The sequence below is a fragment of the Geomonas diazotrophica genome (genome assembly GCF_019063885.1).
GTDB classification, from domain to species: domain Bacteria; phylum Desulfobacterota; class Desulfuromonadia; order Geobacterales; family Geobacteraceae; genus Geomonas; species Geomonas diazotrophica.
Genome location: NZ_CP077684.1, coordinates 4,510,480 through 4,522,573 on the forward strand (window position 1 = coordinate 4,510,480; position 12,094 = coordinate 4,522,573).

Annotated in this window: 12 protein-coding genes and 4 tRNA genes; 11 read left to right on the forward strand and 5 right to left on the reverse strand. The window is 59.0% G+C overall.

The window, feature by feature from the left end; all coding sequences use genetic code 11:
- The first annotated feature begins 78 nt into the window (after positions 1 to 78).
- Positions 79 to 510, forward strand: coding sequence for an FKBP-type peptidyl-prolyl cis-trans isomerase (locus KP003_RS19960; RefSeq protein ID WP_217300179.1), 432 nt, complete (start codon positions 79 to 81; stop codon positions 508 to 510).
- Between the two features lie 100 nt (positions 511 to 610).
- Here the strand turns inward: KP003_RS19960 and KP003_RS19965 are convergent, their stop codons facing one another.
- Complete coding sequence (locus KP003_RS19965) at positions 611 to 814, reverse strand: hypothetical protein (protein ID WP_217300180.1); 204 nt, start codon at positions 812 to 814, stop codon at positions 611 to 613.
- Positions 815 to 1,099: 285 nt separating this feature from the next.
- On the opposite strand from KP003_RS19965, the gene KP003_RS19970 reads away from it, so the two are divergent.
- From KP003_RS19970 to KP003_RS19990, 4 genes are all read left to right on the forward strand, one after another.
- The gene (locus KP003_RS19970) at positions 1,100 to 3,082 is read left to right on the forward strand and encodes an APC family permease (RefSeq protein ID WP_217300181.1); all 1,983 of its coding nucleotides are present in this window, start codon (positions 1,100 to 1,102) and stop codon (positions 3,080 to 3,082) included.
- A gap of 75 nt (positions 3,083 to 3,157) precedes the next feature.
- Positions 3,158 to 4,729 carry a DUF4118 domain-containing protein gene (locus tag KP003_RS21410; RefSeq protein ID WP_239027576.1) on the forward strand — a complete coding sequence of 524 codons (1,572 nt, stop codon included), beginning with the start codon at positions 3,158 to 3,160 and terminating at the stop codon, positions 4,727 to 4,729.
- Positions 4,719 to 5,423 carry a response regulator gene (locus tag KP003_RS19985; RefSeq protein WP_216497129.1) on the forward strand — a complete coding sequence of 235 codons (705 nt, stop codon included), beginning with the start codon at positions 4,719 to 4,721 and terminating at the stop codon, positions 5,421 to 5,423. The genes KP003_RS21410 and KP003_RS19985 overlap by 11 nt, the downstream gene beginning before the upstream one ends.
- A gap of 381 nt (positions 5,424 to 5,804) precedes the next feature.
- Entirely contained in the window at positions 5,805 to 6,623 is an 819-nt protein-coding gene (locus KP003_RS19990) for a flagellin (protein ID WP_216789833.1), read from the forward strand.
- Positions 6,624 to 6,808: 185 nt separating this feature from the next.
- Here the strand turns inward: KP003_RS19990 and thpR are convergent, their stop codons facing one another.
- A complete protein-coding gene (gene thpR / locus KP003_RS19995; RefSeq protein ID WP_217300182.1) occupies positions 6,809 to 7,345 on the reverse strand; it encodes an RNA 2',3'-cyclic phosphodiesterase in 537 nt (178 codons plus the stop codon).
- Positions 7,346 to 7,460: 115 nt separating this feature from the next.
- Here thpR and serS point away from each other — a divergent pair, with 115 nt between their 5' ends.
- The 6 genes from serS to KP003_RS20025 all read left to right on the forward strand — a co-directional run bounded on the left by serS (position 7,461) and on the right by KP003_RS20025 (position 9,726).
- Positions 7,461 to 8,729, forward strand: coding sequence for a serine--tRNA ligase (serS, locus tag KP003_RS20000; RefSeq protein ID WP_217300183.1), 1,269 nt, complete (start codon positions 7,461 to 7,463; stop codon positions 8,727 to 8,729).
- A gap of 5 nt (positions 8,730 to 8,734) precedes the next feature.
- Positions 8,735 to 8,820 (forward strand) — tRNA-Ser (locus KP003_RS20005).
- 38 nt (positions 8,821 to 8,858) lie between these two features.
- Positions 8,859 to 8,951 (forward strand) — tRNA-Ser (locus KP003_RS20010).
- 50 nt (positions 8,952 to 9,001) lie between these two features.
- Positions 9,002 to 9,478, forward strand: coding sequence for a DUF2155 domain-containing protein (locus KP003_RS20015; RefSeq protein ID WP_217300184.1), 477 nt, complete (start codon positions 9,002 to 9,004; stop codon positions 9,476 to 9,478).
- An 8-nt stretch (positions 9,479 to 9,486) separates the two neighbouring features.
- Positions 9,487 to 9,563 (forward strand) — tRNA-Arg (locus KP003_RS20020).
- A gap of 86 nt (positions 9,564 to 9,649) precedes the next feature.
- Positions 9,650 to 9,726 (forward strand) — tRNA-Arg (locus KP003_RS20025).
- A 522-nt stretch (positions 9,727 to 10,248) separates the two neighbouring features.
- On the opposite strand, the gene KP003_RS20030 is transcribed toward KP003_RS20025, so the two are convergent.
- The 3 genes from KP003_RS20030 to KP003_RS20040 all read right to left on the reverse strand — a co-directional run bounded on the left by KP003_RS20030 (position 10,249) and on the right by KP003_RS20040 (position 11,985).
- Positions 10,249 to 10,647, reverse strand: coding sequence for a hypothetical protein (locus KP003_RS20030; RefSeq protein WP_217300185.1), 399 nt, complete (start codon positions 10,645 to 10,647; stop codon positions 10,249 to 10,251).
- A 594-nt stretch (positions 10,648 to 11,241) separates the two neighbouring features.
- Positions 11,242 to 11,493 (reverse strand): hypothetical protein, encoded by a 252-nt coding sequence (locus tag KP003_RS20035; RefSeq protein ID WP_217300186.1) that lies wholly within the window; start codon positions 11,491 to 11,493, stop codon positions 11,242 to 11,244.
- A gap of 114 nt (positions 11,494 to 11,607) precedes the next feature.
- Positions 11,608 to 11,985 (reverse strand): hypothetical protein, encoded by a 378-nt coding sequence (locus KP003_RS20040; protein WP_217300187.1) that lies wholly within the window; start codon positions 11,983 to 11,985, stop codon positions 11,608 to 11,610.
- Positions 11,986 to 12,094 lie beyond the last annotated feature (109 nt).

Sequence of the window (12,094 nt, forward strand, 5' to 3'; positions counted from 1 at the left end):
ATAATCATTGATGGAAACAGAGCCTGATGATAGCATCACGCGATTGATGTAAGATTCAGACCACGAACAGGAGCAAAGATGAAAAGAGTGGCGAGTATAGTAATTGCGATGGCTATTGCTGTTCCCGGCCTGGCTGCGGCTAATGATATTATTGCTGACGCAGCAAGAGAAAATGGGGCCATAAAGACAGCGTCCGGAATGGTGTATCAGCCCATCAAGGAGGGGAGCGGCCCGTCACCTAAGGCATCGAGCATCGTAGGAGTCGACTATCGCGGCACCCTGCCCGATGGCAGGGAATTCGACAGTTCATACAACAGTAAAATGGTCACAAAATTACCCCTTTCGAACGTTATTCCCTGTTGGACCGAAGGGGTCCAGATGATGAAGGTCGGAGGCAAAGCCAAGCTTTTCTGTCCCCCTGAGCTGGCCTACGGAAGCCGTGGCGCTGGACAGGCAATACCGCCGAATGCCACTCTCATATTTGAGGTCGAACTTCTAAGCATAGAATAGGAGGGGAAAGGCCCATATCCTACCCGAGGCGGCCTAACGATGTTAAAGCCGCACAAAATCGGGCCTTTATAGGCTTGCGTCTCTTTGCTCCAGAAGGCGCCTATGGTCGTCGAGTAGCGGGGAGAGGCTGCAGTACCCACCTGTTCTCTGCGGCCACGAACACCGGCACCTCCCTCCGTCCGAAGGGGGGAGGTGCTATCGCGGTCGCGCCTGCCGGGACGCTTGAGCCGCCGGCCATGGCATCGTCGGCAAAATCCTCGCCGAGGTAGAGGCCATCTTCCGTGTTGAAAAGGTAGATCTTCATGTCGTCCTCCCGTTTTCTCCCGATTTCATGATTTCACCATAGCGCTTTGCGGATAAAGGCAGGATCAAGATCGGGCTGAAAGAGGTCACGAAGTGGTCAAGATCTTCTGCCGCCGCACGCCGAATGTTTTTCCTCGCGAACCCCTCTCCCTAAACACGCAACGCCCGGTGGCGGTCTTGATACTTTCTTGATGCGCCCGGCCGCATCTTGACACCCTCTTTATGCCGCAAGCGGTAGCCTCCTTTCAGGGCCGGAAAAAAGCGGCCCGGTAAGGGAGGCGCGAGCATGGGACAGGAACTGCCCGAGGCAAGGCAAAACTTGGTCAAACGAATTGCAACGGCGGTTTTCGGGGCGCCGAAATATCTGAAGGACCCGAGCCTCTTTCACAAGATGTCCCTCGTTCCGGTTCTGGCCTGGGTGGGATTGGGCGCTGACGGGCTTTCCTCGTCGTCGTACGGCCCCGAGGAGGCCTTTCGCGCCCTTGGCAGCCACACCTACCTGGCCATCACGCTCGGACTCTTCACGGCGCTCACCGTCTTCATCATCTCCTACGCCTACTCCCGCATCATCGAGCACTTCCCGCATGGCGGCGGTGGCTACATCGTGGCGACGCACATGCTGGGGGAAAGGGCGGGGGTGGTCTCGGGGAGCGCCCTTCTGGTCGACTACGTGCTGACCATCACCGTCTCCATCGCCTCCTGCGTCGACGCCCTGTTCAGCTACATCCCGAAGCCCTTTCACGCCTACAAGGTCGAGGTGGCCTGTGCCCTCGCCGTGGTGCTGATCGTTTTGAACATCAGGGGGGTGAAGGAATCGATCTCCGTGATGGCCCCGATCTTCATGGTCTTCGTCGCGACGCACGTGCTCCTTTTGCTGGACGGCATCTTCACCCACACCGACCGCTTCGCGCCGCTTGCCGCGGGTTTTCACTCGGGGCTCTCGCACGACCTCTCCACCATCGGCGTCTTCGGCATCATGATGCTCTTCCTGCGTGCCTATTCCCTGGGGGGCGGTACCTACACCGGCATCGAGGCGGTTTCCAACGGCCTGCAGATCATGCGCGAGCCGCGCGTGCAGACCGGTAAGAGGACCATGATGTACATGGCGAGTTCGCTGGCCTTTACCGCAGGTCTGCTCTTTCTCTGCTACACGCTGATCGGGGTCAGGCCGGTGGAGGGGAAGACGCTGAACTCGGTGCTGGCCGACGCCCTCTTCGCCGACTGGCCGATGGGCGGGGTCCTTGCCTTCGTCACCATCTTCTCGGAAGGCGCACTGCTCCTGGTCGCCGCGCAGGCCGGGTTCGTCGACGGCCCGCGGGTCATGTCCAACATGGCGGTCGACTCCTGGCTGCCGCACCGTTTCGCGGCGCTTTCGGTGCGCCTCACCATGCGCAACGGCATCGTCCTGATGGGGCTTGCCTCCATCGTGCTCCTGGTGTACACCGGCGGGAGCGTCTCGGCGCTCGTGGTCATGTACTCCATCAACGTCTTCCTGACCTTCTCGCTGTCACAGCTGGGGATGTCGCGGTTCTACATCCAGCGCCGCCGCGAGGATCCACAGTGGATGCGGCACCTCTCGGTGCACCTGGTCGGCCTGATACTGTGTGCCACCATCCTGGCGGTCACCACGGTCGAGAAGTTCGCTGAAGGCGGATGGCTCACGCTGCTCATCACCTCGGTCGTGATCGGGATCTGCTACCTGATCAGGGGACACTACCAGACGGTGCGCAAGGGGATGGCACAACTGGACGAGGCGCTGCTCGATTTCCCCACCAGCGGCCCCGTCAACGAAGCTGCGCCCTCGCGCAACGACCCGACGGCGATACAGCTCGTTTCGGCCTACTCAGGATTCGGGGTGCACACGCTTCTTTCGATCCTGACCACCTTCCCCAAGACCTACAAGAACGTCGTCTTCGTCTCGGTCGCCGTGATCGACTCGGGCTCGTTCAAGGGGGCCGAGGAGTTGGAGGCGCTGGAGCGGTCGGTGCAGGAGGGGCTTGCCAAGTACGCTGCGCTGGCAAGAAGGCTCGGCTTCGCGGCGGATTACCGGATGGCGGTGGCGACGGACGTGGTGGAGAGCGTGGTCGGCATCTGCAAGGAACTCGGCGAGGAGTATCCCCGCTGCACCGTCTTCACCGGGCAGCTGACGTTCCGGCTGGAGAAGTTCTACCACCGGATGCTGCACAACGAGACCGCATTCGCCATCCAGCGCCGCCTGCAGTGGGACGGCATCACCACGGTGATCCTGCCGATACGGGTGAGCGTCTGACGTCCGCCCTTGCCGGGAACCCGGGAAGGTGGGAAAACCACTTGTATGGTCCGGTAGTTCTGCTAGATTCGAAATATGAGCGAAAGCCAGGGAACATCCACATTAGAGACTGCCGTACTGCGGAGCAGGGCGCACGCTGCCTGGTACCGGGGAGGGGGCGCATATGCGGCCTCGGTCGCCCTGGTCGCGGTGGCGACGCTTTTGTGCGATCTGGCCCGTCCCTATCTCTCGCCGGTCAACATGGTGATGGGGTACCTGCTGGTGGTGGTCCTGGCGGCGCTCTTTCTCGGGCGACGACCCGCCGTGCTGAGCGCCTTTCTGGGCGTGCTCGCCTTCGACTTCTATTTCGTGCCGCCCCGCCTCTCCTTCAGGATCGCCGACAAGGAATACCTGGTGACCTTCCTCGCCCTGTTTACGGTGGGGCTCGTGATCAGCTCCCTGGTGGCCAAGGCGCGGGAAAGCCTCGACGCACTCAGGGTGCGCGAACGGCAGACCGCGAGCCTGTACCGGCTGAGCCGCGATCTTGCCGCCGCGACCGACACGGTTTCCCTGGCGGCTGCGGCGGTCGCCAATCTCGAGGACTCGCTGGGCGGCCAGGTGGCACTGATCCTGGGGCGGGAGGAGGAGTTGGCGCTGGCTGCGGCGAGCAGCGGGTTCGCCTTGCCCCCAGAGGCCCTGCAGGTCGCCGAGTGGTGCCTGCGCTCCCGGCGCCTGGCCGGGGCCGGGACAGATTCCTACGGCGGCGACAGGCTGACCTACGTGCCGCTTAAGGCCCTGGCGGAGACGCACGGGGTGCTGGCCCTGAGGCTGGAAGAGCAAGACGTGCGGCAGGACGTGGAACTGCAACGGCTATTGAGCGCCTACGCCACCCAGATCGCCATGGCCCTGGAGCGGCTGCGCCTTTTGCGGCAGGCCCAGGAAACGCGGATCCTCAAGGAGCGGGAGAACCTGGAGCGGGCCCTGCTCAACTCGATTTCCCACGACCTGCGCACGCCGCTCACCGCCATAACCGGAGCCCTGAGCGCGGTGCTGGAGGAAGGGGAGAAGCTCAACGGCTCCTCCCGCACCGATCTGCTGCAAACCGCACGCGAGGAGGCCGCGCGCCTGAACCGATTCGTCGGGAACCTCCTGGACATGACCCGCCTGGAAGCCGGCGTGCTGCAGCTGAAAAAGGAGCCCTGCGACGTGCAGGACCTGATCGGGACGGCGATAGCGACGGTGGAGGCGCGCCTTTGCGGGATGCCGGTTTCGGTGCGGCTGGCTCCGGAACTCCCCCTGGTCTCCCTCGACTTCGTGCTGATGCTCCAGGTGCTGGTCAACCTGCTGGACAACGCGCTGAAGCACGCCGCGACCGGCGGGGAACTGGAGGTCGATGCCCACGTGGAGGGAGAACGGCTGGTGCTCGGCGTGGCCGACCGCGGCCCGGGAGTCCCGGAAGCGGACCTGCCGCACATCTTCGAGAAGTTCTACCGCACTCCGGTCCCGGAGGTGGTGGGTGGGACGGGGCTCGGGCTTTCCATCTGCCGGGGCATCGTCGAGGCGCACGGCGGGTCGATCCGGGCGGAGAACAGGAAGGGGAAGGGGCTGAAAATCGTGGTGGAGGTGCCGCTTGGTGCGGCTGCGGAAGGGAGAGCCGATGAAGGGTGAAGAACAAAAGACGAACCTGCCGCGGGTCCTGGTGATCGACGACGAGGTCGCCATCCAGCGTTTCCTGAAGACGGCGCTCGATACCGGCGACTACTCGGTGCACCTGGCGGACAGCGCGCATGCCGGGCTGGCCGCGGCGGTGGCGGTGCGTCCCGACGTCATCCTCCTGGACCTGGGGCTTCCCGACCTGGACGGCATCGAGGTGATCAGGCGGGTGCGCGAATGGTCCCAGGTCCCCATCATCGTCATTTCGGTGCGCGAGCGCGAGGACGAGAAGGTGCGGGCGCTCGACTGCGGTGCCGACGACTACCTCACCAAGCCCTTCGGGATCGGGGAACTGCTCGCCCGGATCAAGGTGGCGCTGCGCCGCTCGCTGCAGCAGGTGCCGGAGCCGGTGTTCCAGGTGGGCGAGCTCCGGGTCGACCTGCCGCACCGCAGGGTGAGCGTGCGGGGGGAAGAGGTGCCGCTCACCCCCACCGAGTACGAGTTGCTGCGCATGTTGGCGACCCACGCCGGGAAGGTGCTGACCCACAGCCAGATCCTCAGGCAGATCTGGGGTGTGGCCTACCTGGAGCAGCCCCACGTCCTGCGGGTCAACATAAGCAACCTCAGGCGCAAGATCGAGGTCGACGCCTCGCGCCCCCGTTATATCCTGACCGAGGCGGGGGTGGGATACCGGCTCAGGTCGGAGTAGGCGCCTCATTTGGCGTGGTGCTCCGGTGTCTTCATTATTTTTGACAGCGGTGCGGCGGGAGCAAGGAAAGCAGCGACGGTTTTTTGACTCGCCCCCCCGATTCTCCGCCAGGGGCAAACCATGCGGGGCGCGGCTCCCCCAACCGCAAAAAAAATTTCTCTCCCTTAGTCCTGTTGCTTCCTCCTTGGTAAGACTGTGTAGATACGCGTTTTTATGGCGGATGTGCCGGGGGTGGCGCGGATCAGGAGGCTTGCCGGAAGGGGTGCGCTGCAGGCTCGCCTGTAAAAACGGCACACATGGTGAAAAATGGGTTCTCCCTATCGGCCGCAGTAAAAAAACCGGCAAGAACGCCGGGACCAAAACCAGAAGGGGGAAAACACCATGTCAACCAGCGATATCTCTTTAACAGCAGGAATGAGGACCAACCTCCTCAACCTCCAATCGACCAGCAAGCTCCTGAACAGAACGCAGGAGAGGCTGTCCTCGGGCAAGCAGGTGAACAGTGCACTTGACAACCCGACCAACTACTTTGCAGCTCAGAACGCGAACCAGCGTGCCAGCGACCTGTCCGACCGTAAGGACGGCATGTCGGAAGCGGTGCAGACGGTCGGCGCCACCAACGCGGGCATCACGGCCATCACCGGCCTGATCAACGCCGCAAAAGGTATCGCGCAGTCCGCCCTTTCCACCAGCGATACGGGCACTAGATCGAAACTGGCCACCCAGTATGACACCATCCGCAGCCAGATAGACAACATCTCGTCCGACTCGGGCTATCGCGGCCTTAACCTGCTGAGCGCCACCAACACGCTGACCGTGAACTTCAACGAGGACGCGAGTTCCAGCCTGAACGTGGTCGGCTTCCTGGGAAATGCCAGCGGCCTGAGCCTCTCCAGCGCGAGCGCCAGCTGGGCTACCAACTCGGACATCACCACGGACACGGCGAAGATGGATACCGCCATCTCGACCCTGAGGTCCAACACCCAAACCCTGGCGGCAAACCTGAACATCATCACCACCCGCCAGAGCTTCACCGATTCGATGGTCAGCACGCTGCAAACCGGCGCCGACAACCTGACACTGGCCGATATGAACCAGGAAGGCGCCAACATGCTGATGCTGCAGACACGCCAGAGCCTTGGCACCACCTCGCTCTCCATGTCCTCGCAGGCAGCGCAGTCCGTGCTCAAACTCTTCTAAACCTCTACCCGGCCCGGAGGGGACACTCCTCCGGGCCGACCTTGATCCTGCCCCAAGGGCCCGAATGACGAGCTGACGTCGCTTCGGCGCCACGACCTGAATCCCAATCGACAACTTCTTGACTCGCCGCGACACTGATCTTCCACGTGAAAGCGGCGCCTTAACGCCCGCCGTGTTCGGGGGAACTACCGGAAGAGGTAGGTTTCTTCCAGGCGGTGGATGGCGCCCTTGGGCGTAAGAACGCTGGAGAAGAGGATGAATTCTTCGACGTTGAAAGGCGGGAAGCTGAGGTCCCGGTGACCGGCCTCGAAGCGTGCCACGGCAGCAGATGCATTCTCCTTGATGCGGGCCAGGGTGATGTGCGGGGAAAAACCTCGCTCCTCGGGTAGTACGCCGGCATTGACGACGGCGGACTCTATCTGCTGCTGCAGGGTGAGAAGCGGCCGGGATTCCTCCACTCCGACCCAGAGCACCCTCGGGTGTCCGTGTGGCGGGAAGTGTCCGACCCCACGCAGGGTGAGCGGGAAGGCGGCGAAGTTAACGGCGGAGAGGTTCTGCTTCAGTGAGGCGGAGGTCTGGGGCAGGACGTCCCCCAGGAAGCGGAGGGTCAGATGGATCTGGTCGGGCGGTACCCAGCGCAGACCGGGAACCTCATCACAAAACGCCGAAAGAGAGAGCTTTATGTCTTCGGGGAGTTCAATGGCAATGAAGAGTCTGGCCACGGCTGTCTCCTGTCAGCGGGCATAGGAAGTGCCGGCTTAGCAAAAAAGAGTTGACTAACCCAGAATTGAATGTTAGACAGTATAGCTTTGGTGATCTGAAAGTAAAGGCGCACTCATGCTCGACGCTAGATACTTACGCGAAAACCTGGAGACTGTAGAAGCCCGGTTGAAGACCAGGGGCGAGGGAGTCGATATCGCCCGCTTCAAGGAGCTCGACGGTAGCCGGCGCGAACTGCTCCAGCAGAGCGAGACGCTGAAAGCGTTGCGCAACAAGGTCACCGAAGAGATCGCCCGCCTCAAGGACAAGAGCCAGGGTGACGACAAGAAGGCGCAGATGCGCGAGGTCTCCCAGCAGATCAAGGGGATCGACGAGCAGCTGAAGGGCGTGGAAGAGGAGCTGCAGGCATTCCTCCTCACCGTCCCCAACATCCCGAACGAGACCACCCCGGTGGGCAAGTCCGAAGCGGACAACGTCGTGGTGCGCCTGGAAGGCGAGATCCCCAGCTACTCCTTCGAGCCGAAACCGCACTGGGAGATCGGCGAGAACCTCGGCATCCTCGACTTCGAGCGCGGCGCGAAGCTGACCGGAGCGCGTTTTACGCTGTACAAGGGGCTCGGCGCCAGGCTGGAGAGAGCGCTGATCAACTTCATGCTCGACCTTCATACCGACGAGCATAAATATATTGAAATGCTGCCGCCCTTTATGGTAAACAGGGACAGCATGACCGGTACGGGCCAGTTGCCCAAGTTCGAGGAAGATCTCTTCCATCTGGAAGGGGTCGATTTTTTTCTCATCCCCACGGCAGAGGTTCCGGTAACCAACATTCATCGCGGCGAGATCCTGAAGGGATCGGAGCTGCCGATTTCATACTGCGCCTATACCCCCTGCTTCCGGAAGGAGGCGGGTTCCTACGGCAAGGACACGCGCGGTCTGATCAGGCAGCACCAGTTCAACAAGGTCGAGCTGGTCAAGTTCACCACCCCCGAGCAATCCTACCAGGAGCTGCAGAAGCTGCTCGGCAACGCCGAGGAGGTGCTGCGCAGGCTGCAGATACCTTATCGGGTCGTTGAGCTTTGCACCGGCGATATCGGTTTTTCGGCCGCCAAGACCTTCGACATCGAGGTTTGGTTGCCGGGTCAGAACTGCTACCGGGAGATATCCTCCTGCAGCTGTTTCGAAGATTTTCAGGCGCGTCGGGCCGGGATCCGTTTCCGCCCGGACGAGAAGGCAAAGCCGGAATTTGTCCACACGCTGAACGGCTCGGGCCTCGCAGTCGGAAGAACCGTGGTAGCGGTGCTGGAGAACTACCAGCAGGCGGACGGTTCGGTGCTGATCCCCGAGGCTCTCAGACCCTACATGGGCGGAGCGGAGCGCATCAGCTAGGCTTTGGAGGAATGGCCGAGTGGTTGAAGGCGGCGGTCTTGAAAACCGTTGAACGAAAGTTCCGTGGGTTCGAATCCTACTTCCTCCGCCATTGATTCACAGCAGGGAAAAAGCAGTAGAGGTTGAAACGGAGAGCTGGCCGAGTAGGTCGAAGGCGCACGCCTGCTAAGCGTGTATACTGGGAAACCGGTATCGAGGGTTCGAATCCCTCGCTCTCCGCCATTTTTTTTGCAGTACGCAGTAGCAGGGTTGTTGCAGCAGCGGAGGTTGTAGTGAAGCGGTTGATGAAACTGACAGTTTTGTCCCTCATCGCTATCGGGTTCGCAGCAGGGTGCAACGAGAAGGAAAAGTCGGAGCAGACGGCAACAGCACCGAAGGTGGCCGAGGCTCCTTCCACGGTGGTGGTACCGGATCAGGTGAAGGGAAAGTGGAAGGCGGTGCAGATCCGGGTCGCCGACAAGAACGCCCACTTGAAGAAGGTCTACACCCTGAAGATAGGCTCCGACTTCAATCTTCCCGGATCGGACCTGACGCTCAAGGTGGAAACGTTTTTACCGCACTTCGTGATGGAAGGCACCACCCTCACTTCCCAGTCCAACGACTTGGTCAATCCCGCGGCTCAGCTGGTGATCCGGGAAAAGGGGAAGGAGATCTACAAGGGGTGGCTGTTTTCGCTCTACCCCACCACGCATGCATTTCAGCATCCACAGTACGGTTTCACCCTGGTCGACTACCTGCCGGCCAGTTGATAAAGAATGCGCTCGTAGCTCAGCTGGATAGAGCAACGGACTACGAATCCGTAGGTCGGGAGTTCGAATCTCTCCGAGCGCGCCATAAAAAACAGGGTGTTACGGCTACCTGATTTTTACTTTTATGTTTGTGCCGTAGTAAGTGCCGTAATAAAGTCGCAAAACCCCTTTGCGCCCGTAGCTCAGCTGGATAGAGCACAAGACTACGAATCTTGGGGCCGGGCGTTCGAATCGCTCCGGGCGCGCCAAAAACAAGAGGGCTTACAGCTTGCCGCTGTAGGCCCTTTGTCGTTGTGCAACCTCCCCTGCCTTGTATCCGCTAGCCTCAGTTTGCTGGTTACGCCGCCCGCCCCCACCGGGATACCGACCCCAGGCCCTCCCCTTCCTCCTATAAAGGTGCCATCCAACGCCGCCCGTATAGGTTCAGCACCATAGGCAACTGGTTTACTTTCTGTTTTGCATTTCGCGTCTTAGGGCGGCAAGTTCAGATTTCAATTCATCCGTTGCGCTGAGGGTACGGGATGTAACACTAATCAAATATGCGAATGCTGCCGCTATCACGGCGCAAATAACAACAGTTTCCATTCTGCTACTCCTATCGTGATGCGGGATATTTTGAGTTTGCGTCCGCATTACGCGCGCGCGGAGTCAATGTGAGGCCGTGCATTGCTTACCTTACCTGCGTTTTCGCGTGGGCCGCGCCCAACTGCTTCTCTGGATTTAGCGGATACAAACCGGGGACCGTGGCATGAAATCTGCCTTGTTGGAACCTAATGTAATATGACAGCAAGGACTAGCGCTGCTAATACGGCCAAAGCTGCATTTTTGTGAATCTTTTGTCGTGTGGTCAATGGCAACTGAAACATAAAAATGTACCTGGATTCCGATGAAATAACGTAAAATTCCCCACCTGCTGGTTTCACCCGAAATCTTTTCAGAGGAAGAAATGGGATGAAAAAAATGATCAGGTAAAGTGTTTTTACATGGGAGTCGGTTTCTTTGTGGTAATCACCATTTCCGTACAAACTAAGGCCTACGCCGTTGATTGACCGCATAAATGGAACCCGGCCCAAGGGCATGGTATCAGTCTCTAAGCACGCAACCGTAGAAGAATATTCAGCGTTTTCGATGCTGTGTTCTCTGTCGACGAATTCATTGTCTAAGCCCATTGTGCCTCCTTATTTATTGTAGTTCCGCTAGGAGTCTTGGAAGTTCAGCTTTATCCTCATCACCGCAGCTGGTCTATGCCGTATCCGCTAACCATGCTGACGCTATCCATAATGCGCCCATCAGGAAAAACGCTCCGAGTGCTCCCAATATCTGGAAATGGAAAATACAGGCTAGCGTTGTGAACGCACACGCCAGTGCACCAATTCCTGTAGCAAGTATCCAGAACCATCTTTGACAGGCAAGCCACAGCGCACCCCCTCCGAGACATATCAAAAACAATATTTCCCAATTTTCCATTTAGTCCCCCTTACTTTGTGTGGAGTTCTAAGAGCATAGATAGTGGGCTAATAAAATGAAGGCAGAGGGGGGAGGCAAGCAGAAGACGGCAGCATAAACAAAAATCTGCCAAGCCCCACTATCCTCTGACATCTGGCTTTGTATAAGCTAGCAGGTATTCATTAGCAACAAAAAACCGGCGCACCCCTGTGAAAGTGGCCGGTTCGATAGCGGCGAGATTTGTAGGCGGAAAACGACAGGGTGACGCTTACCCCTTGCTCCGCTACCCGCTGAGAGAGTTTGCTTGTATTTTGCGTCTAGGAATGTGCGTTGATTTGACAGACGGCCCTTTTTAGTTGTTCTGCCCGTAGCGCTTTTTGCTCGTCGGTCCATTCTCTTTTGGTCCGATACGGATTCTTGCCGAAACGGAACGGGTGCAGTGCGCAACCCTTCACCGTGCAGTTGTCGATTTCTACAAGCTGGTTACAAGTGCAGTCCCGGCATTTAAGGCGGATGGCCTTGACGGGGTTCCTAGGGTTTTCATGGTTTGCTTTTTCGTCGGTGTTCATGTCGTTTTCTCCTTTGAAGGGGAATTAGCCCCATTTACAGAAGCCTATATGCACGCGCATAGATAATGATTCCACCCTCCAGGATTAATCATCAGGGGTGAATTTAGGCCTGGTTTAAATCTCCTTTTGCTGCATGTCGGTGTCGGTTCCAAGGGGCGGCTTTCCCGGCAATGGCATTAGGAGGGCTTGCGCTGGGGAGGGGAGGGCCGCCCAAGCAGATATCTTGTCAATAAGCCGATTGTATTTCTCTAGCTCCTGTTCATGCCAACAACTGTCAAACCTAAGATTTTTGACTCCCTCATCAAGGATGCCGTTGGCGTCTTGGAGGAACGACCGCATTGTTGTCATTACTGCCCACCGTGAATTTGCCGATGCAAGATGCTCTTCAACCACTGCAATGATCTTTTCCATAGCTTCGATGACTAAGAGTCGGTTCGGCTCTCCATTTGTGGCTTTCTTGTAGTCCTGAAGCTGTTTTTTGAGTGCTCTCATGCGATGTTCTCCTGTCCTCGCCGATTGTCTGCATTCCCTAACATGCCTCATCTGCTCGCAGTTTCTGCCCTGTGAGGAGTGAGCACTATAAGAACGGAGGTAAAATCTA

Coding starts and splice junctions, on each gene's coding strand:
- KP003_RS20030 (WP_217300185.1), bottom strand. CDS start 10,647: ATGGGCTTAGACAATGAATTCGTCGACAGAGAACACAGCATCGAAAAC.
- KP003_RS20035 (WP_217300186.1), bottom strand. CDS start 11,493: ATGAACACCGACGAAAAAGCAAACCATGAAAACCCTAGGAACCCCGTC.
- KP003_RS19965 (WP_217300180.1), bottom strand. CDS start 814: ATGAAGATCTACCTTTTCAACACGGAAGATGGCCTCTACCTCGGCGAG.
- KP003_RS19970 (WP_217300181.1), top strand. CDS start 1,100: ATGGGACAGGAACTGCCCGAGGCAAGGCAAAACTTGGTCAAACGAATT.
- KP003_RS19985 (WP_216497129.1), top strand. CDS start 4,719: ATGAAGGGTGAAGAACAAAAGACGAACCTGCCGCGGGTCCTGGTGATC.
- KP003_RS19990 (WP_216789833.1), top strand. CDS start 5,805: ATGTCAACCAGCGATATCTCTTTAACAGCAGGAATGAGGACCAACCTC.
- serS (WP_217300183.1), top strand. CDS start 7,461: ATGCTCGACGCTAGATACTTACGCGAAAACCTGGAGACTGTAGAAGCC.
- KP003_RS19960 (WP_217300179.1), top strand. CDS start 79: ATGAAAAGAGTGGCGAGTATAGTAATTGCGATGGCTATTGCTGTTCCC.
- KP003_RS20040 (WP_217300187.1), bottom strand. CDS start 11,985: ATGAGAGCACTCAAAAAACAGCTTCAGGACTACAAGAAAGCCACAAAT.
- KP003_RS21410 (WP_239027576.1), top strand. CDS start 3,158: ATGAGCGAAAGCCAGGGAACATCCACATTAGAGACTGCCGTACTGCGG.